Raw genomic sequence first — 25,810 nt, 5'->3', positions numbered from 1 at the left:
AGGCTCTCGGCCGCAGCCGTCGCGATCGTCGTACCGGTGGAGACACTTCCACCTACTCCCGTGGGAGTACGCCGCGGACGCCGCGGACGCCGCGCCGTCCGGCGTCAGCGCCGAGGACCGCCCTCGGGGGAGCCGTCCATGAGGCCGCTGCGGTAGGCCCAGACCACCAGCTGGGCGCGATCGCGGACGCCGAGCTTGCCGATCGCACGGGTGACGTGGGTCTTCGCCGTCAGCGGGGAGACGACCAGATGCTCGGCGATCTCGGCGTTGTCCAGGCCCTGCGCCACCAGGGCGACCACCTCGAGCTCGCGCGGCGTCAGCCCGGTGCCCTCGATGCGGGCCTCCGGGACGGCGGTCTCGGGGGCCGCGAGGTAGCGATGGATGAGCGAGCGGGTGGCCGCGGGGGAGAGCAGCGCCTCGCCGGCGGCGACGGTGCGGACGGCGTCCAGCAGCCGGGCGGGGTCGATGTCCTTGCCGACGAATCCCGAGGCCCCCGCGCGCAGCGCCTCGGCGATGTGGTCGTCGGTCTCGAAGGTGGTGAGCACCAGCACCCGCACGCTCTCCAGCTCGGGGTCGGCGGTGATCGCGCGGGTGGTGGCGAGGCCGTCGGCGCGGGGCATGCGGATGTCGAGGACGACGACGTCGGGACGCCGTGCCCGCACCAGGTCGAGGGCCTCGACGCCGTCGGCGGCCTCCCCGACCACCTCGAGGTCGGGGGCGCTGGCGATCAGGGCGGCGAACCCGCTGCGGATCAGCGGCTGGTCGTCGGCGACGACGACTCGGATCGGGCTGCTCATGCGGGGGCCTCCCCGTCGGGGCGACCCGGCTCGGTCGGGAGGGCCACGCGCACCCGCCACCGCCCGTCGGCGGGTCCGATCTCGGCGGTGCCGCCGTGGGCGTGGGCACGTTCGCGGATGCCCGTGAGGCCGTGGCCCGAGATCGGAGTCCCGGCGCGCGGGGTGGTGGCGATCGCGTTGACCACCTCGACCACCGTCGCGGTCGGGCCGTGGCCGAGGTGCACCTCGACGGAGCCGGCGCCGTGCTTGACCGCGTTGGTCAGCGCCTCCTGGAGGATCCGGTAGGCCGCCAGGCCGGTGCCCTCGCCGAGGCGGCCGGGATCGCCGCTGGTGCGGAAGTCCACCTGGAGCCCGGCGAGCCGGGCCGCGTGCACGAGGTCGTCGACGTCGCCGATCGTCGGGGCCGGCGCGGTGCCGGGATCGCCGTCCTCGGCGCGCAGCACCCCGAGGAACGCGGGGAGCTCGCGCAGCACCTGGCCGGTGGCCGCGCGCACGTGCCCGAGCGCCTCGGCCGCGCCGGTCGGATCGGTGGCGAGCAGGTGCTGGGCCAGGCCGGCCTGCACGTTCACCACGGCGACCTGGTGGGCGAGGACGTCGTGCAGGTCGCGGGCGATCCGCAGGCGCTCCTCGGCGACGCGACGCTGGGCCTCCTCCTCGCGGTTCTGCTCGGCCTGCTCGGCGCGGGCCTCGGCGGCCGCGACGGCGTCCCGCTGTCCCCGGATCGCCACCCCCACCGCGGCCGCGAGCCCCAGCCAGGGGATGATCGCGCGCTGCCCGGCCTCACCGGTGTCCTGCCCCGCGACGAGCAGCGTGGCGACCACGGCGCCGGTGAGCACCGCCGTCGTCACGGCGACCGCCACCACCCGGGCGCGGGTGCCGAGGGTGTAGAGCACCACGAGGAGCGGCACCACGGCCTGGGAGGCGGCAGGCTGCCGGGCCAGGGCGACGAGCACGAGGGTGCCGACGGCGAGGGTGGTCGGCCACGGCGCGACCCGACGCAGCATCAGCAGGGCGCACGCCGCCAGCACGAGGGCGATGCCGGGCGCGTCGAGACGGTCGAGGAACGGCGTCGATCCGCCGATCTGCGCCGGCGGCGGCACGACCGTCGGCAGCACGGCGAGGGCGACGGCCAGATCGAGGACGCGCGGATGCGACCGGCTGGGCAGACCCGGTCGCGACACGCTCGGAGGATAGCCCTCGGCCGCCGTCACCCGGCGGCGACGACGGCGCTCGCGGCGTTCTCGGCGCTGCCGGCACTCGTGGCGCTCTCGGCGTGGATGAGCCGCTCGTAGAGGTCCATCAGCCGGCGCAACTCGGCGAGGTCGCCGGGATCGCGGGACTGCTGGAAGCCGACGAGCACGCTATGGCCGAGGACCGCGAGGTCGTGGGCGCGCTGCGGCCGGCCGACGACCAGGCCGATCGCGGCGGTCAGCACGCTGCGGCGCTCCTCGTCGACGCGGGCGACGACGAGCGCGATGGCGGGGTCGCGCAGGCTCCAGGCCCGCAGGTTCGCCTCGGCGGCATGGGGGAGGGCGATCGCGACCTCCTTCAGGACGCCGATCGCCTGGTCGGGTGCGGTGATCTCGGCGACGGCCACCGCGACCCGCCGGGTGTTCTCCTCCTCCCAATGGGCCAGCAGCGCCGCGACGAGGTCGGGCAGGCCCGCGAAGTGGTGGTAGAAGGAGCCGGTGGTCAGGCCGAGTTCACGGCACAGGCGTCCGACCTTGAGCGCCCCGTACCCGTCGGTGGCCAGCAGCGTCATCGCGGCCCGGAGGTAGTCGGCGCGGGTGCTGGACGCGGTCATCGGGGTCCTCGGTGACGGGGAGGGTGCGGGCTGCTCATCGTATGTGGCGTGGGTCTCCTCCGGCCCGCACCTCGCCGCGTGACCTCGGGGCGGCGTCCGCGTTGTCACTCCGGGTGACGCGGGGTCACCCGCTCGTCCCGGAACATGGGGTCCCTTGATGCGTCTCACCCGACCGTCGTCCACCGCCCGCCGTCCGTTCCTGCCCTGGGTGGCAGCGGCCGTGGCGCTCCTTCTCCTCCTCGGTGCCGGCGTGGCCGGCGTCCTGCGGCTGCGATCCGACGGTGACGGCGATGTCAGCGCGGGTGGCGCGTGCGCCCGCGGCTACCAGCCGGTCGAGGACGCCGTCCGCGAGGTGCGGGCGGAGATGCGTGCCGAGGGCGAGGGCGAGGAGGCCGGCGAGGAGGCCGAACGCGAGCGCGAGGAGGCCGAGCATGAGGGCGAGGAGGGCGAGCACGAGGAGGAGTCGGAGTTCGTCCGCGAGGTCACCCGCGAACTGCCGATGCTGCGGGGTGTCGACCCCGACACCTGGGACTCCCTGTGCGTGGTGAGCAAGCGACCGGAGTCGCTCCAGGAGCTCAACACGATGTTCGAGACCCGGGCGATGCCGCGCCTGGCGCCCTACGGCGTCTACCGCGACGGCGCCGCGGTCGCTGCGGCCCGGGAGGCCGCCGCCCTGCGCCCGGGCTCGGTGGCCGGCACCCGCGGTAGGGCCGCGCTCTACGGCAAGGGTCCGCTCATCGTCGACGACCCCGACTACACCGAGGTCAACGGTCTGGGCCTCTCGCGCAACATGGGCCGCATCGACTCCTACGCCTGGGACCCGAAGGCGCAGCGGCTGTGGGCCGCGGCCGGCAACGGCGGCATCTGGCGCTCCGACGACCTCGCGGGCCACTGGCGCAGCGCATCGGGCAACCTGCCCACCAGCGTCACCGGCGCGGTGGCCTGGACGCCGTCGCGCGGCGGCACCGTGCTCGCCCTGACCGGTGAGCCGACCTTCGGCTCCAACGCCTACACCGGCGTCGGCGCCTACTGGTCGAAGGACCTCGGCCGGCACTGGAAGCGCAGCAAGGGCCTGCCCTCGGGCGCCCTCGGCTTCGCCCTGGCCGTCGACCCGCACCGCACCTCCACGGTCTACGCCGCGACCCAGTACGGGCTCTTCGTCTCCACCGACGCCGGCCGCAGCTACCGCAACGTCAAGCTGCCGACGGGCACGTGCGCCGGTGTCACCGACATGACCAAGCGCCCGGAGTGCGCCCTGGCCAACGTCGTCACCGACGTCGTGGTGGTCGCCCCCGGCGGCGTCGACACCGCCACCAAGGCCGGCACCGTGGTGGCCACTGTCGGCTGGCGCGGCGGCCAGCGCACCAATGCCGACGGCTCGGTCCAGTCGCCCAACAACGGCGTCTACCGCTCCACCACCGGGCGCCCGGGCAGCTTCCGCAAGCTGGCCGTCACCGGCTTCGCGCCGCAGGCCAACATCGGCCGGGTCGAGCTCGGCAACGCGGTCGGCCCGGAGCAGGACCACGACGTCCTCTACGCGCTGGTGCAGGACGCCAAGCTGCTCAACGAGGGCGGCCTGGCCGGTATCGACCTGCCCGAGGGCTCCCCGGCCTCGCCGGTCGGCACCACGGTGCTGAACGGCCTCTACGTCTCCACCGACTTCGGTGCCACCTGGACCGAGTTGGTCAGCGGCACCGAGCTGGTCGCCGACCCGACCACGGGCTCGGCGCTGATCGGCACCGGCACCGCCACGGGCTACCAGCCCGGCGTCCAGGGTTGGTACAACCAGTGGGTCCAGCCCGACCCGACCCGCGCGACGGCGTCCGGCGCCCCGACCCGCCTGGCCTTCGGCCTGGAGGAGATCTGGACCAACGACGCCGCCCAGGCCGGCCTGCCGCTCGACGGCTCGGTGCCCGTGCACTTCGGGGTCGTGGGCAAGTACTTCGGCGGCAACTCCTGCCTGCTGCTCTCGGCCGGGCTGCCCGCGTGTCCGACCGACCGTGACCCCACCGACGACAACTCCACGACCCACCCCGACCAGCAGGACGGCATCTGGATCCCCGACGCCGACGTCGACGGCGGCGTGCAGCTGGTGGTCGGCAACGACGGTGGCGCCTACCGCTACCGGTTCGAGGACGACAGCGACGGCGAGCTCGACAACGCCCACTGGGGCAAGGGCGACCAGACCGGCTTCTCGACCCTCATGCCCTACTTCGCCTCGATCGCCAACGACGGCACGGTCTACGCGGGTCTGCAGGACAACGGCAACCTCAAGATCGACGCGAAGACCCGCAAGCAGTACGAGACCTACGGCGGCGACGGCTTCTTCACCGCCGTCGACCCCTTCGACTCCGACACCGCCTACGAGGAGTACACGAACGCCGCCATCTCGGTGACCACCGACGGCGGCAAGAGCTGGGCGAGCATCGACCCGGGCCTGACGGCCTCGAAGTTCGTCAACCCGTTCGTGATGGACCCGCTCGACGCCAAGCACCTGGTCACGGCCGGACGCGAGGTCGTCGAGACGCTCAACGGCCCGAGCACCACCTCCGGCATGACCGCCGCGGACGCCGCGGACGGCTCGACCACGACCTGGCTGAAGGTCTTCGACCTCGGCACCCGCTCGCAGCCCGGTGTCGCGGGTGCGACCTCGAGCGCCACCGACCCCGACAACTCCATGTCGGCGGTGGCCACCCGCGGCAACGCGACCTACGTCGCCTACTGCGGTCAGTGCGACACCCTCAACCGGCTCGCGCCGTCGAAGACGGTCTTCCGCAACGGCATCGCGACCAACGTCGGCGGCAAGCAGTCGCCGAAGGCCGGCACGAGCCGGGGCTGGCACGTCGTGCGCACGAAGGGCCTGCCGAACCGCTACATCACCGACCTGGCGATCGACCCGGCCTCCCCGCGCACCGTGTACGCGACGCTCGGCGGCTACACCCGGCGCTGGGTGCCCGCGGGTGCTGTGGGCGATGTGAACAAGCAGGTCGGTCGCGGCCACCTCTTCGTCTCGCGCGACGCCGGCCGCACCTGGCGCGACATCACCGGCAACCTGCCCGACGCGCCGGCCACCTCGATCACCCTGCGCAAGGGTCAGCTGCTGGTGGGCACCGACGTCGGCGCGTTCGCCACCGACCAGACCGGCACCCGGTCGGTCTCGCCGCGCTTCGCCCGCCTCGGCGGTCTCCCGCCGGCGCCGGTCGCGAGCATCGAGCTCAAGCCGAACGACCCGAACACCGCGGTGCTCGCGATGTTCGGCCGCGACGTGTGGAGCTACCGCTTCGCCGACCGCGTGAAGGTCGCGACCCCGACCCAGGACGACGTGAGCGTGCCGGCGATCGGCCGCACCGCCGCCTCCTACGACTTCGAGGCGGGGGCGCAGGGCTGGACGGCGTCCACCGGGCTGTTCACGTGGTCGCTCGGGACGCCGGGGCACGGCTCGGGCACGAAGGAGGACGCCGCGGGCCAGGCCTTCGCGCTGTCCGGTCCGCTCGCCTACCAGGACTCCGTCGACGCCACCCTCACCTCGCCCTCGGTCAAGCTGCCCGCGGGTCGGGGCGTGCTCCAGTGGTCCATGCGGGTCGACACCGAGGCCGGTCTCGACGTCGTCAAGGTCGAGGTCTCCGACGACGGCGGCACGAGTTGGCGTCCGATCGGCAGCTACTCCGGCACCAACCCCGACAGCCCGGGCTGGACCCGCTACCGGGCGCTGGTGCCCGCGGGCGGCCCGCTGCAGGTGCGCTTCCACTTCACCAGCGACTCCCTGTGCAGCGCGCTGGGCGGCCCGCTGTGCGCGGAGACCGGCGGGTACGACGGCGTCCACGTGGACGACGTCGCGCTGGGGGTCGCGCGCTAGCGGCCCCCGGCCCGGGTTCCGGGCCTATCCGAGGAAGCGCGCCGCCAGGGTGGCGGCGACGTCGTCGAGCTCGCTGAGCAGGTCGTCGAGCGGGACGTCGAGGGTGCCGTTGTGCCAGGCGAGCACGACCTCGACGAACCCGCCGATGCCGAGCAGAGTGTGGATGCGCAGCGAGTCGAGGTCGACGGTGTCGGCCAGGAACGGCTGGGCCAGCGCGATGAGGAACTCGGTGGCCACCAGGATCGCGTCGCGGCGGCGCTGTTCGAGCACGGCGCTGCCGCCGTGGTCGCCGAAGAGGATCTGGGCGTGCACGGCGTCGTCGGTGAGGTCGTGGAGGATCGCGCCCATGGCGGCGCGGATGTGCACCAGCGGCGGCTCGTGCTGCACGGCGGTGATCGCGGCCCCCATGCGCTCGAGCATGCGGTCGCGCAGGCGGTCGAAGATGGCTCCGAGCAGGGCGTCGCGGTCGGCGAAGCTCTCGTAGAAGTAGCGGTCGGTGAGCCCGGCGCGGGCGCAGACGCCGCGCATGGTGACCGCCGCCCACCCCTGCTCCTGCCAGATCTCCTGGCCGACCGCCAGCAGGGTCTCGCGGCGTTCGGCGCGCCGCTCCTCGGCGCTCTTGCCGCCGTAGCGGCGGGGAGCGGCGGAGGTGGTCACCGGCCCATCCTCTCACCGCGCGCCTCTTGACGGCACCCGCCCTCAGATACATTCTGACGGCATGCGCCCTCAGAAATCGGGACGACGACGTCCCTCCCTGCGCAGTCGGGCCCTCGCCGGCCTGACCCAGGTGACCATCCGGCCGCTGGCCGAGGTCCTGCCCGCCAACCGGTTCGGTGTCGTGGTCTCGCGCCGCATCACCGCCCACTCGATGACCAGCCTGGGCCCGGTGCTCGAGGGCACCCGGATCGAGGTCGTCCGGCCGCCCGCCGCCGCCGGGGCCCCGCAGGTGCGGGGGGAGTGGGTGCGCTCGGCCCTGGCTGCGCCCGATCCCGCGCCCCGCACGGTGATCCTCTACGTGCACGGCAGCGCCTACGCCATCTGCTCGGCGCGCACCCACCGCGGCATCACCTCGCGCCTGGCCGCGCTGACCGGGCTCCCGGTGTTCTCCGTCGACTACCGCCTGGCGCCGCGCCACGTCTTCCCCGCGGCCGCCGACGACGTCCGCGCCGCGCACGACTGGCTGCGCGACCAGGGCGTCGAGCACGTCCTGGTCGCCGGCGACTCCGCCGGCGGCCACCTCGCCGTCGACCTCGCGCTCTCGCTCTCCGACGAGGGCCTCCCGCTGCCCGCCGGCCTCGCGCTGCTCTCCCCGGTGCACGACGTCACCCTGCGGCTGGCCGCCGGACGCGAGCGGATGGCGCCCGACCCCATGTGCACCGCCCGATCGGCCGCGGCGCTCGTCGATCTGCACGTCGGCCACGCCGATCCCGCCGCCCACCCGCGGCTGCGCCTGCGCCCCGGGCGGCTCGGCGCCGACTTCCCGCCCACCCTCATCACCGCCGGCGGCGCCGAGATGCTGGCGGCCGACGCCGTCGAGCTCGCCCGCGAGCTGCGCTCGGCCGGCGCGCGCGTCGACCTCGACGTGTGGCCCGGTCAGATGCACGTGTTCCAGGCCTTCGCCAAGGTGCTGCCCGAGGCCCGCCGCTCGTTGGAGCAGATCGCGGGCTTCCTCCTCGAGCGGGCCGCCGAGGCGGCCGGCGCCGAGACCGCGGCTGCCTCTGCACCCGTCGAGGCCCGACGCCGTCCGCGCACCGCGGCGGTGAGCGCATGATCCCCGGGCTGGCGCGCGGCCCGCGCCGCACCGCGCACGCCCAGGCGATCGTCACCGGAGCCGGCAGCGGCATCGGCCGGGCGCTCGCCCTCGAGCTCGCGCGCCGCGGCGGGCGCGTGGTGTGCGCCGACATCGACGAGGCGAGCGCCAAGGAGACCGTGGGACTGATCGAGGCCCGAGGCGGCGAGGCCATCGCCGTGGTCTGCGACGTCGCGCAGCTGGCCGAGGTCGAGCATCTCGCCGCCGAGGCGGCCGCCTGGCACGGCGGCGCCCCCGACCTCGTCTGCAACAACGCCGGCATCGGGGCCGGCGGCAAGCTCGTCGGCGACGTCGCCTTCGCCGACTGGCAGCGCACCCTGGGCGTCAACCTGTGGGGTGTCATCCACGGCTGCCACGTCTTCGCCCCGCGACTGCGCGAGGCCGGACGCGGCGGCATCATCAACGTCGCCTCCGCCGCGGGCTTCACCGCCGCACCCCGCATGGGGCCCTACAACGTCAGCAAGGCCGGCGTCCTGAGCCTGTCGGAGACCCTCGCCGCCGAGTTCGCCGGCACCGACGTCGGCGTCACCGTGCTGTGTCCGACCTTCGTGCGCACCGGCATCTTCGGCGGCGAGCTCATCGACGCCAAGGCCGCCGATCTCGCCGCCCGGCTGGCGAAGGTCGCCGGCTTCTCCGCCGACCGTGTCGCCCGGATGACCCTCGACGCCCACGACGCCGGCCGCCTCTACGTCGTCCCGCAGCTCGATGCCCGTGCCCTCTGGCACGCCAAGCGCCACCTGCCCACCACCTACACCCGCGCCGCCGGCCTCCTCGGCCGGTTCGCGCCCGCTCTCGAAGGGGAGAAGCGATGACCGACCCGACCACCGACACGACCACCGCCACAGCCACCGCCACCGGCTACGACTTCGACGCGATGCTGCAGACCATCAAGGACAAGCAGTGGTCGCTGGCCGACATCGACTGGGAGGCCCCCGGCGCGGAGCTGATGACCGACGAGATCCGCGCCCGCCTCCAGCCCTTCATGGCCGACCTGGTCTGGATCGAGCACGTCGGCGCCCGCGGCTTCGCGGCCCTGGCCAAGAAGGCCCCGACGCCGGCGATCGCCGAGATCTACCGCTACTTCCACGCCGAGGAGCAGAAGCACGCCAACGCCGAGCTGGCCCTGATGAAGCGCTGGGGCATGCTCGACGAGAGCGGCGCCGTGCCCGAGCCGAACATCAACGTGCGCATGGCCATCAAGACCCTCGACGACTTCGGCGACTCCCTGCCGCTCACCGGCCTGGCGACCCTCATCCCGTTGCTGGAGTGCGCATTGGACGGCGCGCTGGTGAAGTTCCTCCTCGACGAGGTGCCCGACCCGGTGTGCCACGAGGTCTTCCGGCACATCAACTCCGACGAGGCCCGCCACATCACCGTCGACTTCCAGGTGCTCGACCTCATCGGCGCCGGTTCGCTGCACAAGCTGATGATCGAGAGCATCGGCAACCTCAAGCCGCAGGTCGTGCTCGGCCTGATCATCGTGTTCGTCCCGCTCATCAACAAGATGCGCGACAACATCGTCGCGATGGGCCTGCCCGAGCAGAAGCTCTACAACGCCGTGAAGCGCTTCTCCAGCATCGGCGGCCGGGGCGCCTACACCCATCGCATCCCGGCCTTCCACGTGCTCAAGGCCCAGGCCACGATGATGGTCGACCGCACCCACCCCTACCACCGGTTCCTCGCCGACCCGCTGGTGAAGGCCACCTCCTACGTGCCCGTGCGGCTCCTCGGCAAGCCGCAGAGCTGGACCGAGGCCCTGACCCACGAGCCGATCGCCTCGTGAGCCGCCGACCTCCCGCGCCGCGCGCCGCCTTCGCCGGCCGGATGATCCTCGACGACGCCTGGCGCCGCGAGGACTTCAGCGGCCGCCGGGTCGCCGTGGTCGGTCCCGGGCGCGAGGTGGCCTGCGTCGTCCCGGCCGCGCTCCGTTCGGCCGAGCGCGTCACGGTCTTCCTCGACGAGCCCGACTGGCTGCTGCCCGCCGGGCCCGCCCCGGTGCGCGGAGCGCTCGGCGCCCTGGGCCGCGTGCCGGCGCTGGACGCCGTCCTGACCCGGCCGGTGGCGCGGCTCCAGCTGCGCCGCCACGTCGACGACGCCTGGACCCGTCGGCTCCTGACGCCGCACCGCTTCTCGCACCGGCGTCCCGGAGTCGACCTCGCGTTCTACGACGCCCTGGCCGACCCGCGCTGCCGCTTCATCGCCTGGCCGGTCTATGCCATGGCCCCGCAGGGGGTGCGCACGGCCGAGGGCATCGAGCATCGTGTGGACGTCGTGGTGCTCACGCCGGCCGCGCGCATCCGCGCGGAGCTGCGCGAGCCCGCGACCGCAGCCTCCACCGCGGGCACCGCCGCCCCGGTGGCCGACACCCAGGAGACCGCCTCGTGACCAGTCCCGCCACCACAGCCTCCGCCGTCCCCGCCGCCGAGCGCACCGAGGTCGACGTCGCCGTCATCGGCGGCGGCTTCTCCGGTATCGGCGCCGGCATCCTGCTCGACCGCGCCGGCTTCGGCGACTACCTCGTGCTCGAGGCCGGCGACGGCCTCGGCGGTGCCTGGCACTGGAACACCTATCCGGGCGTGGCCGTCGACATCCCCTCGTTCTCCTACCAGTTCTCCTTCGAGCAGAAGTCGGGCTGGTCGCGGGTCTACGCGCCGGGGGAGGAGCTCAAGGCCTATGCCGAGTACTGCGTCGACAAGTACGACGTGCGCCGGCGCACGCGCCTGCACACGACCGTCACCCGCGCGGTCTTCGACGACGCGACGTCGCGGTGGACCCTGGAGTTCGCCGACGGCGGCAGCCTGGTCGCGCGCTACGTCGTGGGAGCCACCGGCGTGCTCACCCAGCCCAAGCTGCCCGAGATCGACGGGGTGGAGTCGTTCGCCGGCATCACGATGCACACCGCCCGGTGGGACCACGACGTCGATCTGGCGGGCAAGCGGGTCGGCATCATCGGCACCGGCGCCTCCGCGGTGCAGGTGATCCCCTCGATCGCGCCGGAGGTCGAGCACCTCACGGTCTTCCAGCGCACGCCGATCTGGTGCCTGCCCAAGCCCGACGGGCCGATCACCCTGCCGGTGCGCACCCTGCTCAAGGTGCCCGGCGGCAAGCGGGTGGCCCGCTTGGCCAGCCAGACGTTCGTCGAAGTAACGTTCCCGCTGGCCGCCCACTTCCACGGCCTCGTGCCCACTGCCGGCCTTGGCGAACGCCAGGCGCGGGCCTACCTGCGCAAGGCCGTCACGGACCCCGAGGTGCGCGCCAAGCTCACCCCCGACTACGACCTGGGCTGCAAGCGGCCGAGCTTCTCCAACTCCTACCTGCCGACCTTCAACCGCGCCAACGTGCACCTGGAGACCACCTCGATCGAGGCGATCACGCCCGCCGGCGTGCGTACGAGCGACGGCGTCGAGCACGAGGTCGACGTGCTGATCATGGCCACCGGCTTCAAGGTCTTCGAGCACGGCAACATGCCCACCTTCGAGGTGATCGGCAGCGGCGGGCGCGACCTCGAGGCGTGGTGGGAGGCGAACCGCTTCCAGGCCTACCAGGGCGTGAGCGTGCCGGAGTTCCCCAACTTCTTCTCGATCCTGGGGCCCTACGGCTACAACGGCTCGTCCTACTTCAACCTCATCGAGACCCAGATGGCCCACATCGTGCGGCTGCTCAAGCGGGCCCGGCGGCAGCGGGCCGACCGCATCGAGGTCACCCCGCAGGCGCATGAGCGGTACTGGAAGCGCCAGCTCGGACGCCGTCGCCACCAGGTGTTCTTCCAGGGCGGCTGCGGGCAGGCCAACAGCTACTACTTCGACGCCCACGGCGACGTCCCGTTCCGGGCCTCGCCGACGCTGGAGACGATGTGGACCAGCTCGCACTTCCCCCTCGACGACTACACGTTCTCGCGGTCCTCCGAGCGGGGCGCGACACGCGAGCCGGTCGGCGCGGCTGCCGAGGGCTGACCCAGCAGGTAGCCCAGGCACAGGTCGGTGAGCTCGTCGATGATGCGGCTGCGCTGCTCCTCGACGGACTCACCGCGCCGGGGTGCTGGGGGTTCGAGCACCCACTGCATCGAGAGGGCCTCGACCGCCACGACCAGCACCCAGGCCGCGGTCGCGGGGTCGGGACGCCGCGCGCCGCTCGGCCCGGCGAGACCGGCGGTCGCGATGTCGGCCACCCGGCGGCGCAGCGCCTGGCGCCGGTCGCGGTAGCGCGAGAGCGGCAGCTCGGTGGCGACCACCCGCAGCAGTTCGGGGTCGTCCTCCAGGGCGTCGAGCAGGGCCTCCAGGGTGCCGCGCACCAGCACCGGTCCGGGGGCGCCGAGGTGGTCGGTGAGGCTGGCGGCGACGCGCTCGGCGAGCTCGTCGAGCCAGCGGTCGGCCACGGCCTCCACGATCGCGCCCTTGTCGGGGAAGTACTGGTAGAGCGAGCCCGGGCTCACGCCCGCGCGGGTGGCGACCCGGTTGGTGGTGAAGGCGTCGTAGCCGTCGGTGACGAGCACGTCGCGGCCGGCGGCGAGGAGCCGTTCGACCATCGCCCGCGAGCGCGCCTGCCGGGGGATCTTCCGCACGGATCGCGAGTTTTATGCGAGTAAATGATCGTGTCAAGCTCCCGGGCATGACCGTCGTGGACTCGCTCGCCGCTCCCACCCGCCACCGCTCCGCCGAACGGCGCGGCGCCACCCTGGGCCGCCCGCTGCGCCGCATCGCCGGTGTCGAGGAGCTCGACGAGGCGCTGATGGACCGGCTCGGCGAGGCCTACCTCCAGTGCGATCCGCTCGGTGGGGCGGTCGCCGAGGCCATGCGCCTGCCCGCGGGCGACCCGGCACGGGTGACCCATGCCGCCGTCCGCCGGGCGCTGGCGGCCGGGCCGGCGGGGGCGCACGACGACGGCCTCCCGGCGTCCCTGCGCACGCTGCTGGCCACGACCTCGGCCGATCCCGACTGGCTCGACCGCGACCTGCTCGCCGTCGGGCAGCGCGTCTACCGCGGCTGGGGACGCGCGGCCTCCGACGTGCTCCTCCAGCTCGCGCTCATCGGCGGCTACCGCTTCGGCGGGCCGACCGACCTGCTCGTGGCCACCGGCGCGCTCACCGGCGACCAGACGCGCCGGCGGCTGGCCGAGACGCAGTCCTGGACGCTCAGCCTCAGCGAGCCCGGCGGACTCGAGCCCGGCGGTGAGGCCTGGCGCCTCACCCTGCACGTGCGCGTCATGCACGCGGTGGTCAACCGCGAGTTCGCGCCCCGCTGGGACGTCGCGCACTGGGGCCTGCCGATCAACGACGCCGACCAGGCCGCCACCCTCGGCCTCTTCGACGCCGTGTGCATGCTCGGCGTCCGGGCGCTGGGGGTGCCGGTCAGCCGGGAGGACTCCCGCGCGGTCATGCACCTGTGGCGCTACGTCGGCTGGCTGATGGGCGTGCACGAGGACTTCCTGGTCGCGACCGAACGCGAGCGGCACCGGCTCAACTACCACATCCTGGTCTCGCAGGCGGAGCTGTCGGAGGCCGGGCCGCAGCTGGCGCGGGCGATCGTCGACGTCCAGCGCCACCTGGACTTCGCCCCGCTCCCCGCCCCGCTCGCCGCGATCCGCGGGCACTACGAACGCGAGCGGCTGTTGAGCATGCTCACCGTCTTCCTCGGCACGCGCAGCATGCGCGAGATGGGCCTGCCGATGCGTCCGCCCTGGGCGATCGCGACCTCGATCGCCCAGAACGTCGTCCGGTACCGCGTGCTCGCCCGGGTGCCCGGGGGACGCCGGGTGCTCGGGGCCGTCACCGAGCGCGAGGTCGCCGCGCTCCTGGCCCGGTACGGAGGAGGTCAGGCTCACGCGGTCGCGCCGATCCCCGAGGTCGCCACGCCGACGGGGTGAGGCCGGGAGCGCCCGTCCTGCCACTACTCTCCGGCCATGTTCGCCGTGACCGTCCGTCAGGAGTCCGATCGCACGGTCGTCTCCTGCGCCGGCGAGATCGACCTGATGAGCACCGCCGAGCTGCGCACCGTGATCGGCGATCAGATCGTCGAGGGGCGCGTCCACCTGGTCGTCGATCTGGCGGAGGTCACCTTCGTCGACTCCTCCGGGCTGGGCGTCCTGGTCGCCGCCCGACGCAAGACCCGCACCTTCCGCGGATCGCTCTGCCTGGTGGTCGACCACCCTGCCGTGCTGCGCGTGCTGCACGTGACCGCGCTCGACCGGGTCTTCCCGGTGCACCGCACGCTGGCCGATGCGCTCGCGGCCGACCCGGCGGTCGACACGGCCGGCCCGGTCGATCCCGACGGCGGGGCGGCGGTCACCCGACCAGCAGGCTGACCTGGGTCGAGAGGTCCTGGAGCGAGAACGGCTTGGTCATGTAGTGGTCGGCGCCGGCCTGCAGGCCGTCCTGGACGTCCTGCTCCTGCACGAAGGCCGTCACCATGAGGATCTTCAGCCCGGCCAGCGCCGCCTCGGCCCGGCAGCGCGCGGTCACCTCGAGCCCGGTGAGCTCGGGCATGGAGTTGTCGAGGATCGCGAGGTCGTACCCGCCGGACCGCAGGGAGTCCCAGGCCTCCTGTCCGTCGGCGACCGGGGTGACGGCGTGTCCCTCGCGGCGCAGCCGCATCTCGATGAGGAGACGGATGTCCTCGTCGTCGTCTGCAACGAGGACCCGGGCCATTCGCGCAGCCTAGCCGGGTCGACCGTCCCGCTCGACGGGTCCGGCCGGGATCGTCGAGATCACCCGGTCGGGTGAGCGGATCGCGCAGAGGTCCCGAATCCTCCCGTTCCGCTACCGTCCGCCGATCGTGCGGGCTATGTTCATCGCGTTCCACACCACACCCACCTCAGGTGACGCCTCACCGGTGCCGGGTGTCCTTCGGAACCTGCTCGCCGATGGGTGCCTACCCGCGTCGTGAGCGTCGGGGCGGCGGATCTCGATCCGCCGCCCCGATCCGTTTTCCGGGCTCTCCTCCCGGGCGCCTGCGGGGTCGGGCCGATGCGAGTCCGGGCGCGGTGTCGGATAGGTTCGGCCCGTGAGCCCCGCCCGCCCCGTCCGCGTCACCCTCGTGGACACCTACGAGCTCGCCGCCGCCGGCCTCCAGGCACTCCTGCGCCCCTACGCCGGCCGCGTCCAGCTCCTCGACCTCGACACCGCTCTGCGCGAGCCGGCGTCCCTCGACGTGATCCTCTACGAGCCGGTGCACCAGTCGCCGGCCAGCCAGGAGGTCCTGCGCCGACTCATCACCGGCTCGCAGCGGCGCGCCGTCATCTACTCCTGGCGCGATCGGTCCGAGGGCGCCAGCTACGGGTCCTTCGCCGGCCATCTCTCCAAGGCGCTGCCCGCCGAGGAGCTCGTCGGCGCCCTGGAGTCGATCCACGCCGGCGACGACGTCCTGACGGTGCGCACGCCGGTCGACCGCGGCCCCCTGAAGGCGGTCTCCGCCGCCGGGTCCGGCACCGACTTCGACCTGACCCCGCGCGAGGCCGAGATCCTCTCGCTGGTCACCCAGGGCCTGACCAACGCCGAGATCGGCGGGCGGCTCTACCTCTCCATCAACTCGGTGAAGACCTACATCCGCACCGCCTACCGCAAGATCGACGTCTCGCGGCGCGCCCAGGCCGTGGCCTGGGGGATGGAGCACGGGCTCGCGCCGCTGGCCACCGTCGACGACGGGCGCTGACCTGCGCTGACGGGCGTTCGGAGCCGATCGGCGCGACGCTGGTCACGGCCGTTGACCGAGCACGTCCGAGACCCGCGTCGTCTGACTGATGTGGTCACCCAGGTGCGGGCTGACCCGCTCGGCGAGGGTGAGGACGCGCGCGAGATCGTTCGCCAGCGGGCGTCGATGGATCGGCTCATGGTGAGCGATGCGATTCCGCAGGCGACGGACTTCGTCCAGCTCGCTGTGGAGAGTCCGTCGGCGAACCGGTCGATCGAAGGCGTGCCGAAGCGCGGGCTGCCATAGGCGGCGGTTGTACTCGTCTGCGAGGAGCGACCACCAGAAGCCGAAGGGCAGCTCGGCGACGATCTTGCCGTGAGGTACCTCGGGACCACTGGCGTGGGCGAGTGCGGTCGCGACGACCCTCTGCGATCTGGCCGTCAGCACCTCCTGCGTCGGCATCAGCCAGGCTCGACCGATGTGCGCGAAGGCAGCGAGATCGAGAGCATTGCGCAGGCCGACCTCCAGGTAGTGGATCGACTCGAAGAACGCGGCGCTCAGTGAGGTGTTCCAGTCGTAGAGGGAGAGAGAGCGGCATCCCAGTCGCCCTCGCTCGCGGCGAGGTAGGGAGTCATCCGGGCAGGCGAGAGCAACGTCGGCAACGCCCACGGCTCCCGAGGCATGTCGCTCCCCTCGAAGGGGTGGATCTCTCTGTTCGTGAGCGTAGAGTTCGGCTCCGACAGAGAGCCCCGGGAACCACGGCGTAGCGGCTACGGCCAGCGAAACCCCCCGGGGCCTTGTCCTTCTCCACGGCGGGTGGTGTCGAGCGTCGCACGGCGGGTGGGTTCACGCTCGGTGGTCGAGGTCCCTCCCGCCGGATCGGTTTCGCCTGGCAACTCGTCCTGGAACGGTGAGGGCCGCCGCCGACTCCATCGCGGTCGGGGCCACCGGCTACCATCCGGATCGACCAACGACAGGGGAGCACCCGGCCGATCCGGCGCGGTGCTGAGAGTGCGGGCCAGCCGCAGACCCTCCGAACCTGCTCCGGTTAACACCGGCGAAGGGAGTTCCGATGATCCTGCGCACCCGTGCCCGCTCCACCGCCCTCGGGGCCGCCGTCCTGACCCTCGCGCTCGGCGCCTGCTCGCTGAGCGGCGGGTCGGCCGACGAGGGCGCCGCCGACGACGCCTCCCCCTCGGCCGGCGCCACCGCCGGCGGCCGCGTCGTCCTGCTCACCCACGACTCCTTCAGCCTGCCGAAGAAGCTCATCGCCGCCTTCGAGAAGGAGTCGGGCATCGATCTGACGATCCGCTCCACCGGCGACGCCGGCGTGCTCACCAGCCAGCTCGTGCTCGCGGCCGGCGACCCCGTCGCCGACGTCGCCTACGGCATCGACAACACCTTCGCCTCCCGGGCGCTCGACGCCGACGTCTTCGCCCCCGGGACGCCGTCCGCGGACGGCGTGGCGGCCTACGACCTGCCCGGCGACGACGAGCACGCCCTCGCGCCGATCGACACCGCCAGCGTGTGTGTCAACGTCGACGACGCCTGGTTCGCGGCCCGCACGATCACCCCGCCGACCTCGCTCGACGACCTCACCGACCCCCGCTACCGCGACCTGTTCGTCACGCCCGGGGCCACCACCAGCTCGCCCGGACTGGCCTTCCTGCTCACCACCATCGCGGCCTACGGCGAGGACGGCTGGCAGGACTACTGGCGTGCGCTGCTCGACAACGGCACGAAGGTCGTGAGCGGCTGGTCCGACGCCTACGAGGTCGACTTCACCGCCGGTGGTGGCGGCGGCGACCGGCCGATCGTCCTGTCCTACGACTCCTCGCCGGCCTTCACCACCGACGGGAAGGGCGGCAGCACCACCCACGCGCTCCTCGACACCTGCTTCCGCCAGACCGAGTACGCCGGCGTCCTCCAGGGCGCGGCCAACCCGGCCGGCGCGGCCGCGGTGGTCGCCTGGCTCCAGAGCCCGCAGGTGCAGGCCGCGCTGCCCGACTCGATGTACGTCTTCCCGGTGCTGCCCGACACCGCGCTGCCGACCGACTGGGCGCGCTTCGCCGTCCAGCCCGAGAAGCCCTACAGCGTCGACCCGGCCGACATCACCGCCCAGCGCGACACGTGGCTGCGGGAGTGGAACGACCTGATCGGCGGCTGATGCCGATGCGCCGCGCCCACCTCCAGCTCGCGGCCCTCGCCGCGGTGCCGGTCGTCGTGCTCGCGGTGTTCTTCGTGCTGCCGGTGGCCGGCATGGTGCACCGCGGATTCGTCGTCGACGGCCGCTACGACCCCGGCGCGGTGCTCGAGGTGCTCGGCCGGGCCCGGGTGCACCGCGTGGTGCGGTTCACCCTGTGGTCCTCGGCGGCCGCGACCCTCATCGCCACCCTGCTGGGCCTGCCGGCCGCCTTCGTGCTGCACCGCCTCGACTTCCCCGGACGCCGGTTGCTGCGGGTCGTCGTCCTCGTGCCGTTCGTGCTGCCCACGGTCGTGGTCGGGGTGGCGCTGCGCGAGCTGCTGGGGGAGTCCGGCCCGCTCGGCGGACTCGGGCTGGACGGCACGGCCGGCGCGATCCTCATCGGCCTGGTGTTCTTCAACGTCTCCGTGGTCGTGCGCACCGTCGGCGCCGCCTGGGAGGGACTCGACCCGCGGCCCGGCGAGGCGGCCGCGGCGCTGGGGGCCTCGCCGTGGCAGGTGCTGCGCACGGTCACCCTGCCCGCGCTGCGCCCGGCGATCGTCTCGGCGGCCAGCGTCGTCTTCCTCTTCTGCGCCACGGCGTTCGGGATCGTGCTGACGCTCGGCGGGCTGCGGTACTCCTCGGTCGAGACCGAGATCTACCTGCTCACCACCCAGCTGCTCGACCTCCAGGCGGCTGCCGCACTCTCGATCGTGCAGCTCCTCGCCGTCGTGCTGCTGCTCGCCCTGGCCGCCCGGCTGCGGCAGGTGCCCGACCCGACCCAGCGTCGCGTCGTCCCGCGTCCGCGTCCGGTACGGCGTTCGGACCTGCCGGCGATGGCGGTGACGGCCGCGGTGGTGGCCCTCGTCGTCCTGCCGATGCTCACGCTGCTGCGCGGTGCGCTGCGGGTCGACGGGCACTGGAGCCTCGACCACTTCCGGGCCCTGCGGACGACGGGCGGCGACAACGCGTTGGCGGTGCCGGTGACCGAGGCGATCGCCACGTCGTGGCGCATCGCCGTCGACGCGACCTGGATGTCGCTGACCCTCGGCGTGCTGGTCGCCGTCGTGGTCACCCGCCGGTCGACGGGCCGGGTCGAACGCCGCGTGCGGGGCCTGCTCGACGGCTTCTTCATGCTGCCGCTCGGGGTCTCGGCGGTGACCCTCGGTTTCGGCTTCCTCATCACCCTCGACCGACCGCCGCTCGACCTGCGCGACTCCCCGCTGCTGGTGCCGCTCGCCCAGGCGCTGGTGGCCCTGCCGATCGTCGTGCGCACGCTCGTGCCCGTGCTGGCCGGCATCGATCCCCGGCAGCGCCAGGCGGCGGCGTCCCTCGGGGCGGGGCCGCTGCGCGCCTGGATCGACGTCGAGCTGCCCGTGGTGTGGCGACCCCTCCTGGCCGTCGCCGGCTTCGCCTTCGCGGTCTCGCTGGGCGAGTTCGGCGCCACCTCGTTCCTGGTGCGCGACGACCGACCGACCCTGCCGGTGGTGATCGTGCGACTGCTCGGCCGGCCCGGTGCCGACAACTACGGCATGGCGCTCGCGGCCTCCGTCGTCCTCGCGGTGCTGACCGGCGCCGTCATGCTCGCCGTCGAGCGCCTGCGGGTGCCCTCGCTGGGGGTGCTCTAGATGGTGCTCGAGCTGCGCGACGTGAGCGTCGCCTATGACGGCGTCCCGGCGGTGCAGGGCGTCGATCTCACCCTCGACGACGGTCAGGTGCTCGCCGTGCTCGGCCCCTCGGGCTGCGGGAAGTCGACCCTGCTGCGGGCCGTCGCCGGGTTGGAGCCGGCGTCCGGTGCGATCGCGTGGGACGGCCGCGACCTGGCCGGGGTGCCGACGCATCGCCGCGGGTTCGCGCTGATGTTCCAGGACGGCCAGCTCTTCGGCCACCTGACGGTCGCCGGCAACGTGGGCTATGCGCTGCGGCTGCGGCGTCGTCCTCGTGCGGAGGTGCGGGCGCGGGTCGCCGAGCTGCTGGAGCTCACCGGGCTCTCCGGGTACGCCGACCGCCTGCCCGGCACCCTCTCGGGAGGCGAGCGGCAGCGCGTCGCGCTCGCCCGGTCGCTGGCCGTCGAACCGCGCCTGCTGCTCCTCGACGAGCCGCTCTCCGCCCTCGACGTCGGGCTGCGCGAGCGGCTCGCCACCGACCTGCGCGCCATCCTGCGCGCCGCCGGCACCACCGCCCTGTGGGTCACCCACGACCACGAGGAGGCCTTCGTCGTCGCCGACCGGTTGGCGGTGATGCGCGCGGGCCGGGTGCTCCAGTCCGGCGCCATCGACGAGGTCTGGCGTGCGCCGGTCGACGCCGACACCGCACTGCTGCTCGGGTACGCCCGCACCCTGGACGGCGCCGCGGCGGCGATGATCGGCGGGGCCGCCGGCATCGAACCCGGGCCGGAGGGCCTGGCGCTGCGGCGCTCCGCGCTCCGCCTGGACGACGACGGCCCGCTGACCGGCGTCCTGGAGTCGTTCCGGCCCACGCCCGACCAGGTGCGGCTGCGGGTGCGCCTCGACGGCCCGGACGTCGGTGGGTCGGCGCCGCTGTACGACGCCGTCGCGCCCCTGGATCGCCCGCTCGTGGTCGGCGAACGCGTGCGGGTGGTCGTCGATCCCACCCGCGTTGCGCCGCTGGGGTCCCGCTCCCTGCGGGGCAGTCTCTAGACTGCTCGCCGTGCCCCGCCGTACCTACGCCGCTCCGATCGTCATCGCCGTCGCGATGGGCATCTGGGCCTGGCTGACGGCGCAGCACCTCGGGCAGAGCCTGGTCGACCCCGAGGGCAGCTTCCTCGGCCCCTCCAGCGTGCGGCTGCCGCTGCTGCTCGGCGCGGCGCTGCTGCTCGACCTGCTGCCGCGCACCCTGTGGCTCTCGCGCCTCGACCCGCGGCGCATGCCGGCGATCGTGCGCGACCGCTGGCGCTCGCACTGGAACCGGCCGCGTCTGACGCTGGTCGCCATCGGCGTCATCAGCTTCTACGTCGTCTACGTCTGCTACCGGAACCTGAAGTCGTTCCTGCCGTTCGTGCGCCCTGATCCGCGGGCCGAGCCCGGCGTCGTCCGGGCGCTCTCCTACGACCGCGAGCTGCACCTGCTCGACCGGGCGCTCTTCTTCGGTCACGACCCCGCGATCGTGCTGCACGATCTGCTCGGCACCGACATCGCCGCCCACGTGCTCAGCTACATCTACCTGTGGTTCCTGCCGCTCGTGCCGCTGGCGGTCACCGCCTGGGTCGTGTGGTCGCGCAACCTGCGGTTCGGGTACTGGTTCGTCACCTCGCAGTGCATCGCCTGGACCCTCGGCACGCTCTCGTACTACGCGCTGCCCACCCTCGGCCCGGGCCTGGAGTACGCCTTCATCTACTCCGACCTCGCCCACACCCCGACGTCCTCGCTGATGAACTCGCTGGTCTACGCCCGCCAGGGCGTGCTGCTCACCGGCGTCGAGGGCCAGGTGCAGTCGGTGGCCGGCTTCGCGAGCCTGCACTGCGGCATCACCCTGCTGGTGGCGCTGATGGTGCAGTACACCGTGCGCAACCGTCTCGTGCGCGCGGTCTTCTGGGTCAACTTCTCCCTGACCGTCGTCGCCACCGTCTACTTCGGCTGGCACTACCTCGCCGACGACATCGCCGGCATCACCCTCGCGCTGGTCTCCTTCTACGTCGGCGGCCTGCTCAGCGGCCAGCACTTCGACAAGGCCTCCTTGCGCGCCGCCGAGCAGGAGGCCGCCTGGGGCGACGCGCCTGCCGAGCCGGACGCCGTCGTGCCCGCGGCCGCGCCCAGCACCCCCGAGGCCCCGGACGCTCCCGCGCCCGAGCCCGTCGGCTGACGCCACCCGCCGACCCCGCCCCGCCGTCCGGATCTCCCTGGGACGGCCGCGCCCGGATCTCGCCGCGCCCGGATCCGCCCGGGATGGCCTCGCCCCCACGGCTTGTAACGCGCAGTTCGGTACCTCTACCCGACCCTTGCAAGGGGTGCCTAGTGGTACCGAACTGCGCGTGACATGCGCGTAGCGCTCGAATGACATCGATGTGGTTCGTGAACTACATCGATGTAATTGTCAACGCGACACGCCGAAAGACTTGTGAAAATTGTTGTCTTCTGGGTCCAATGTGACGCACGTGCACTGGTGAGGCACCCCTCGGTGGCCCGCCCCGACCCGAGAGGCCCCCCTCGTGCTCCGCAGCCGGATGACCCAGACCGCCGTGGCCGGACTCGCCATCGCCGTGCTCGCCGGCGGCGTGACGGCCGGCGCCGCAGCGGACGACGCCCGGGGCCCCTCGCGCCAGGACGTGCAGGACGCCCGCGACGCCGTCACCCGGGGCAAGCGGGACGTCGCCCAGGTGCGCGCCGACCTCGCCGCCGCCGAGGACCGCCTGCGCAGCGCCGCCGACGCCGCCTCCGCCGCGGGCGAGGCCTACAACGGCGCCCGGTGGCGGCTCCAGCAGGCCCGCCGGGCCGCGGCGAAGGCGCAGGTGCGCTCCGCCGCCGCCGCCGTCGCCGTCGAGCAGCTGCGGGCCGGCGTCCAGGCCTCCGTCAGTGCGGCCTACGAGAACTCCCCGGCCCTCGACACCCTCGCCGCGCTCACCCGCGCCGACGGCATCGACGGCGTCCTCTCCGACCTCACCACCCTCGACAGCGCCCAGGAGGCCCTCGGCCAGAGCTGGGTGGAGTACCGCCGGGCCGCCGCCCGGGCCGCCGCCGCCAGCGCACGAGCCGATGCCACCCGCCAGGACGCCGCGGACGCGGCCGTCGCCGCGAAGCAGGCCCGGGACGACGCCGCCGCCGCCGCCGCCTCGGCCCAGGCCGAGGCGACCCGGATCGCCGAGCGGAAGACGGAGCTCATCGCCGAACTCGCCCACCTGGAGCACGTGAGCGTGCGTATCGCGGCGAAGCGCCAGGCGGCGCTGGAGGAAGCCCGTCGCCTCGCCGCGGAGAAGGCCGCTCAGGAGGCCGCTGAGAAGGCGGCCCAGGAGGCGGCCCAGGAGGCGGCGGCGCAGGCCGCCGCCGCAGCGGCCGCGGCCGCCCAGAGCCAGGCCGGCACCGGCGGCTCGGACCCGGCTCCGCCGGCCCCGGCGCCGACGCCCGCTCCGCCGACGTCCGGTGGGGTCGCCGCGGCCCTCGCCTTCGCCCGCGACCAGATCGGGGAGCCCTACGTCTGGGGGGCCGCAGGCCCCGACGCCTGGGACTGCTCGGGTCTGACGATGGGCGCCTGGCGCGCCGGCGGCATCTCCCTGCCGCACTACTCGGCCGCGCAGTACCAGGTCTCGACCCCGATCGGGCTCGACGACCTCCGCCCGGGCGACCTGGTCTTCTGGGCCACCTCGAGCGATCCCTCGACGATCCACCACGTCGCGATCTACGCGGGTGACGGGATGATCATCCAGGCTCCGCGCACCGGCCGCGACGTCGACGAGGAGTCGATGTACGCCTGGGAGCCGCCGACCTTCTTCGCCCGTCCCTGACGGGGCCGCGACGAGCACGCCACTAGATTGGCGGGGTGCCCAGCCTTCCGCGCATCCCCTCGGTCCCGGCCGTGAAGATCCCCCGCCTCCTCGGCAGCTGGGGCGAGGACCCGCTGTGGGGCACCTTCTACGACTGGACCGTCGAGCACCGGCGCCTCGGCGGCGCGGTCTGGTTCGCCGGCCTCCAGTCCGACCTCGGTCGGCTCTACGCGGCCACCGAGGAGATCGGCCGCCAGCCGGCTGACGCGCGCATCCTCGACGTCCCGTGCGGCGGCGGGGTCGCGTTGCGCGGGCTGCGCCCCGACCAGCAGGTGTCCTACGTCGCCGCCGACCTCGACCCGCGCATGCTCGAGCGCACCCTGGCCAACGCACGCCGGCGCGGCCTGGCCCACCTCGTGCGGGCCGAGCGCGCCGACGTCGGGGCGATGCCCTTCGCCGACGCCTCCTTCGACCTGGTGGTCAGCTTCACCGGGCTGCACTGCTTCCCCGACCCGCGCCAGGCGATCCGCGAGATGGCGCGCGTGCTCAAGCCCGGCGGTCGCGTCACCGGCAGCGCGGTGCTCGAGGACACCGGGCTGCGGTTCACCGCGCTGCGCGAGGGCGGTCGGCTGGCCGGACTCATCGGTCCGGGCTGCTCGAGCACCGAGGTGCGGGCCTGGTTCGCCGAGGACGGCGTCGACGTGCGCGTGGACCTCTCCGGCGCCCTCGGCTACTTCACCGGCACCAAGGACGCCTGAGGTCGGTCTCCGACCGGCGTCCCGCGCACAGCCCGGGGGCCGCGGCAACCCGGGGAACGACGAAGCGGCGGCGGCCCGCAGGCCACCGCCGCTCGGCGAGGTTCGGGTCGGTCAGTGACCGTGCGTCTTGAACCGCTCGAAGGAGGCCAGCACCTCGGCCTCGGCCTCGGTACGGCCCACCCACTCGGCGCCCTCGACGGACTTGCCGGGCTCGAGGTCCTTGTAGACCTCGAAGAAGTGCTGGATCTCCAGGCGGTCGAACTTGGAGACGTGGGAGATGTCGCGCAGGTGCTCCAGGCGCGGGTCGGACGACGGCACGCACAGCACCTTGTCGTCGCCGCCGGCCTCGTCGGTCATGCGGAACATGCCGATGGCACGGCACTTGATGAGGCAGCCCGGGAAGGTCGGCTCCTGGAGGATCACCATGGCGTCGAGCGGGTCGCCGTCCTGGCCGAGGGTGTCCTCGATGAAGCCGTAGTCGGCCGGGTACTGGGTGGAGGTGAACAGGGTGCGGTCCAGGCGGATGCGGCCCGACTCGTGGTCGACCTCGTACTTGTTGCGCTGACCCTTGGGGATCTCCACGAGTACGTCGAACTCCAGCACTGCTTCCTCCGGTGGTGGCGGGCCGCGCGGGGGTGCGCGGCCGGGCGATCAGGCGGGCCGGGACGTCGTCGACGGGTCGGCGACTTGGGGGCCGGGGGCCATCCTCCCGCACAATGGCGCCGAGCGTGCAGGCGGGAGGGGATTCGTGGACCGAGGTGAGCGGCACCACACCCGTGCGGCCCGTCGTCGCGCCGCCCGGGACGGACGTCGTCGTGGCCGGCGTTGGGCGACCGCGACGGTCGTGGTGGCCGCGCTCGCGCTGATCGCCACCGCCGTGCTGTGGCCGCACCGACTGGCCGAGACCACGCCCCCGGAGGAGACCCTCGGCCTCGCGCTCCCCGCCGTCCCCGCGGTCGCCGATCCGGCGGCCGCCGCGGCGGCGGTCGCCCCGGCGGCGCCCGTCGGCGGGCTCGACGTCGCCGCTGTGCGGCGGGCGCTGGCTCCGGCGCTGGCGACCCCGGAGCTGGGGCCGCGGGTGATGGTGGCGGTGGCGCCGCTCGACGGGTCGGCGGCCTACCGCAGCGGTCCCGCGGCGGTGATCCCGGCCTCGACCACCAAGCTGCTCACGAGCGCCGCGGCCCTCGCGCTGATCCCGGCTGGCACGACCTTCGCGACCACCACGGTGCGCAGCGGTCGCACCCTCACGCTCGTCGGCGGGGGAGACCCGCTGCTCACCACCCAGCCCCAACCGGACGCCGTCCCGGCCCGCGCCGACCTGACCACGCTGGCCGAGCGCACGGCGGCCGCGCTGCGGCGCGACGGCGTCACCGCGGTGCGCCTGCGCTACGACGCCTCCCTCTTCACCGGCCCCGCCCTCAACCCGACCTGGCCGGCCGGGTACACCGGCAACGCCGGCGGCTTCGACGTCGTCTCGCCGATCAGCGCGCTGTGGGTCGACGAGGGTCGCACCGAGCCGGGCGGCGCGGCGCGGGTCGGCG

The 25,810-nt window shown here is 73.7% G+C and carries 24 protein-coding genes and 1 riboswitch; of the genes, 16 read left to right on the top strand and 8 right to left on the bottom strand.

Features of this window, described 5'->3' with window-relative positions:
* Positions 1–104: 104 nt before the first annotated feature.
* From ABD671_RS03590 to ABD671_RS03580, 3 genes are read right to left on the bottom strand one after another with little or no spacing between them, the layout of a single operon-like run.
* Positions 105–797 (bottom strand): response regulator, encoded by a 693-nt coding sequence (locus ABD671_RS03590; RefSeq protein ID WP_344731857.1) that lies wholly within the window; start codon positions 795–797, stop codon positions 105–107.
* Positions 794–1,978: a sensor histidine kinase gene (locus ABD671_RS03585; RefSeq protein ID WP_344731856.1), complete on the bottom strand. Its 1,185-nt coding sequence runs from the start codon at positions 1,976–1,978 to the stop codon at positions 794–796. Before ABD671_RS03585 ends, ABD671_RS03590 begins: the two co-directional genes overlap by 4 nt.
* Positions 1,979–2,004: 26 nt before the next feature.
* Positions 2,005–2,601: a TetR/AcrR family transcriptional regulator gene (locus tag ABD671_RS03580; RefSeq protein ID WP_344731854.1), complete on the bottom strand. Its 597-nt coding sequence runs from the start codon at positions 2,599–2,601 to the stop codon at positions 2,005–2,007.
* A 157-nt stretch (positions 2,602–2,758) separates the two neighbouring features.
* On the opposite strand from ABD671_RS03580, the gene ABD671_RS03575 reads away from it, so the two are divergent.
* Positions 2,759–6,457, top strand: a complete 3,699-nt coding sequence (locus ABD671_RS03575; protein ID WP_344731853.1) for a WD40/YVTN/BNR-like repeat-containing protein — start codon at positions 2,759–2,761, stop codon at positions 6,455–6,457.
* A 24-nt stretch (positions 6,458–6,481) separates the two neighbouring features.
* On the opposite strand, the gene ABD671_RS03570 is transcribed toward ABD671_RS03575, so the two are convergent.
* Positions 6,482–7,114: a TetR/AcrR family transcriptional regulator gene (locus tag ABD671_RS03570; protein ID WP_344731852.1), complete on the bottom strand. Its 633-nt coding sequence runs from the start codon at positions 7,112–7,114 to the stop codon at positions 6,482–6,484.
* 61 nt (positions 7,115–7,175) lie between these two features.
* Between ABD671_RS03570 and ABD671_RS03565 the strand changes: the two genes are divergently transcribed.
* From ABD671_RS03565 to ABD671_RS03545, 5 genes are read left to right on the top strand one after another with little or no spacing between them, the layout of a single operon-like run.
* Entirely contained in the window at positions 7,176–8,228 is a 1,053-nt protein-coding gene (locus ABD671_RS03565; RefSeq protein WP_344731851.1) for an alpha/beta hydrolase fold domain-containing protein, read from the top strand.
* A complete protein-coding gene (locus ABD671_RS03560) occupies positions 8,225–9,079 on the top strand; it encodes an SDR family NAD(P)-dependent oxidoreductase (protein WP_344731850.1) in 855 nt (284 codons plus the stop codon). The genes ABD671_RS03565 and ABD671_RS03560 overlap by 4 nt, the downstream gene beginning before the upstream one ends.
* Complete coding sequence (locus tag ABD671_RS03555) at positions 9,076–10,050, top strand: ferritin-like domain-containing protein (protein ID WP_344731849.1); 975 nt, start codon at positions 9,076–9,078, stop codon at positions 10,048–10,050. Before ABD671_RS03560 ends, ABD671_RS03555 begins: the two co-directional genes overlap by 4 nt.
* Complete coding sequence (locus ABD671_RS03550) at positions 10,047–10,652, top strand: NAD(P)/FAD-dependent oxidoreductase (protein WP_344731848.1); 606 nt, start codon at positions 10,047–10,049, stop codon at positions 10,650–10,652. Before ABD671_RS03555 ends, ABD671_RS03550 begins: the two co-directional genes overlap by 4 nt.
* Complete coding sequence (locus ABD671_RS03545; RefSeq protein WP_344731847.1) at positions 10,649–12,220, top strand: flavin-containing monooxygenase; 1,572 nt, start codon at positions 10,649–10,651, stop codon at positions 12,218–12,220. Before ABD671_RS03550 ends, ABD671_RS03545 begins: the two co-directional genes overlap by 4 nt.
* Here ABD671_RS03545 and ABD671_RS03540 read toward each other — a convergent pair.
* Complete coding sequence (locus ABD671_RS03540; RefSeq protein WP_344731846.1) at positions 12,151–12,828, bottom strand: TetR/AcrR family transcriptional regulator; 678 nt, start codon at positions 12,826–12,828, stop codon at positions 12,151–12,153. The two genes, ABD671_RS03545 and ABD671_RS03540, sit on opposite strands and share 70 nt — an antisense overlap.
* Positions 12,829–12,875: 47 nt before the next feature.
* Between ABD671_RS03540 and ABD671_RS03535 the strand changes: the two genes are divergently transcribed.
* Both ABD671_RS03535 and ABD671_RS03530 read left to right on the top strand, forming a co-directional pair.
* Entirely contained in the window at positions 12,876–14,129 is a 1,254-nt protein-coding gene (locus tag ABD671_RS03535; protein ID WP_344731845.1) for an oxygenase MpaB family protein, read from the top strand.
* A 36-nt stretch (positions 14,130–14,165) separates the two neighbouring features.
* Positions 14,166–14,567, top strand: a complete 402-nt coding sequence (locus ABD671_RS03530; RefSeq protein ID WP_344731844.1) for an STAS domain-containing protein — start codon at positions 14,166–14,168, stop codon at positions 14,565–14,567.
* On the opposite strand, the gene ABD671_RS03525 is transcribed toward ABD671_RS03530, so the two are convergent.
* Complete coding sequence (locus ABD671_RS03525) at positions 14,548–14,910, bottom strand: response regulator (RefSeq protein WP_344731843.1); 363 nt, start codon at positions 14,908–14,910, stop codon at positions 14,548–14,550. The two genes, ABD671_RS03530 and ABD671_RS03525, sit on opposite strands and share 20 nt — an antisense overlap.
* A gap of 355 nt (positions 14,911–15,265) precedes the next feature.
* On the opposite strand from ABD671_RS03525, the gene ABD671_RS03520 reads away from it, so the two are divergent.
* A complete protein-coding gene (locus ABD671_RS03520; RefSeq protein ID WP_344731842.1) occupies positions 15,266–15,913 on the top strand; it encodes a helix-turn-helix transcriptional regulator in 648 nt (215 codons plus the stop codon).
* 42 nt (positions 15,914–15,955) lie between these two features.
* Here ABD671_RS03520 and ABD671_RS03515 read toward each other — a convergent pair whose 3' ends face one another.
* Positions 15,956–16,561 (bottom strand): hypothetical protein, encoded by a 606-nt coding sequence (locus tag ABD671_RS03515; RefSeq protein WP_344731841.1) that lies wholly within the window; start codon positions 16,559–16,561, stop codon positions 15,956–15,958.
* A 296-nt stretch (positions 16,562–16,857) separates the two neighbouring features.
* A riboswitch (TPP riboswitch) is annotated at positions 16,858–16,975 on the top strand.
* Between ABD671_RS03515 and ABD671_RS03510 the strand changes: the two genes are divergently transcribed.
* The 6 genes from ABD671_RS03510 (at position 16,965) to ABD671_RS03485 (ending at position 24,269) form a co-directional block, all read left to right on the top strand.
* Positions 16,965–18,059, top strand: coding sequence for a thiamine ABC transporter substrate-binding protein (locus ABD671_RS03510; protein ID WP_344731840.1), 1,095 nt, complete (start codon positions 16,965–16,967; stop codon positions 18,057–18,059). (Overlaps the previous riboswitch by 11 nt.)
* Complete coding sequence (locus tag ABD671_RS03505) at positions 18,059–19,702, top strand: ABC transporter permease (RefSeq protein WP_344731839.1); 1,644 nt, start codon at positions 18,059–18,061, stop codon at positions 19,700–19,702. Before ABD671_RS03510 ends, ABD671_RS03505 begins: the two co-directional genes overlap by 1 nt.
* 21 nt (positions 19,703–19,723) lie before the next feature.
* A complete protein-coding gene (locus ABD671_RS03500) occupies positions 19,724–20,734 on the top strand; it encodes an ABC transporter ATP-binding protein (RefSeq protein WP_344731837.1) in 1,011 nt (336 codons plus the stop codon).
* 10 nt (positions 20,735–20,744) lie between these two features.
* Positions 20,745–21,896 (top strand): phosphatase PAP2 family protein, encoded by a 1,152-nt coding sequence (locus ABD671_RS03495; protein ID WP_344731836.1) that lies wholly within the window; start codon positions 20,745–20,747, stop codon positions 21,894–21,896.
* Between the two features lie 346 nt (positions 21,897–22,242).
* A complete protein-coding gene (locus ABD671_RS03490) occupies positions 22,243–23,532 on the top strand; it encodes a C40 family peptidase (RefSeq protein WP_344731834.1) in 1,290 nt (429 codons plus the stop codon).
* Positions 23,533–23,567: 35 nt separating this feature from the next.
* Positions 23,568–24,269 (top strand): class I SAM-dependent methyltransferase, encoded by a 702-nt coding sequence (locus ABD671_RS03485; protein ID WP_344731833.1) that lies wholly within the window; start codon positions 23,568–23,570, stop codon positions 24,267–24,269.
* Positions 24,270–24,380: 111 nt separating this feature from the next.
* Here ABD671_RS03485 and ABD671_RS03480 read toward each other — a convergent pair whose 3' ends face one another.
* A complete protein-coding gene (locus tag ABD671_RS03480) occupies positions 24,381–24,869 on the bottom strand; it encodes an inorganic diphosphatase (RefSeq protein WP_344731960.1) in 489 nt (162 codons plus the stop codon).
* Positions 24,870–25,017: 148 nt separating this feature from the next.
* Between ABD671_RS03480 and ABD671_RS03475 the strand changes: the two genes are divergently transcribed.
* A partial coding sequence (locus ABD671_RS03475) for a D-alanyl-D-alanine carboxypeptidase (RefSeq protein WP_344731832.1) occupies positions 25,018–25,810 on the top strand: 793 nt, incomplete at its 3' end.

The organism is Nocardioides fonticola, from assembly GCF_039536805.1.
Classification (GTDB): Bacteria; Actinomycetota; Actinomycetes; order Propionibacteriales; family Nocardioidaceae; genus Nocardioides; species Nocardioides fonticola.
This window is presented reverse-complemented; position numbering and strand designations above follow the sequence as displayed.

Excerpts from the sequence above, each read along its gene's own strand:
- ABD671_RS03505 (WP_344731839.1), top strand. The coding sequence starts at position 18,059 with ATGCCGATGCGCCGCGCCCACCTCCAGCTCGCGGCCCTCGCCGCGGTG.
- ABD671_RS03575 (WP_344731853.1), top strand. The coding sequence starts at position 2,759 with ATGCGTCTCACCCGACCGTCGTCCACCGCCCGCCGTCCGTTCCTGCCC.
- ABD671_RS03560 (WP_344731850.1), top strand. The coding sequence starts at position 8,225 with ATGATCCCCGGGCTGGCGCGCGGCCCGCGCCGCACCGCGCACGCCCAG.
- ABD671_RS03555 (WP_344731849.1), top strand. The coding sequence starts at position 9,076 with ATGACCGACCCGACCACCGACACGACCACCGCCACAGCCACCGCCACC.
- ABD671_RS03510 (WP_344731840.1), top strand. The coding sequence starts at position 16,965 with ATGATCCTGCGCACCCGTGCCCGCTCCACCGCCCTCGGGGCCGCCGTC.
- ABD671_RS03530 (WP_344731844.1), top strand. The coding sequence starts at position 14,166 with ATGTTCGCCGTGACCGTCCGTCAGGAGTCCGATCGCACGGTCGTCTCC.
- ABD671_RS03535 (WP_344731845.1), top strand. The coding sequence starts at position 12,876 with ATGACCGTCGTGGACTCGCTCGCCGCTCCCACCCGCCACCGCTCCGCC.
- ABD671_RS03525 (WP_344731843.1), bottom strand. The coding sequence starts at position 14,910 with ATGGCCCGGGTCCTCGTTGCAGACGACGACGAGGACATCCGTCTCCTC.
- ABD671_RS03590 (WP_344731857.1), bottom strand. The coding sequence starts at position 797 with ATGAGCAGCCCGATCCGAGTCGTCGTCGCCGACGACCAGCCGCTGATC.
- ABD671_RS03565 (WP_344731851.1), top strand. The coding sequence starts at position 7,176 with ATGCGCCCTCAGAAATCGGGACGACGACGTCCCTCCCTGCGCAGTCGG.
- ABD671_RS03580 (WP_344731854.1), bottom strand. The coding sequence starts at position 2,601 with ATGACCGCGTCCAGCACCCGCGCCGACTACCTCCGGGCCGCGATGACG.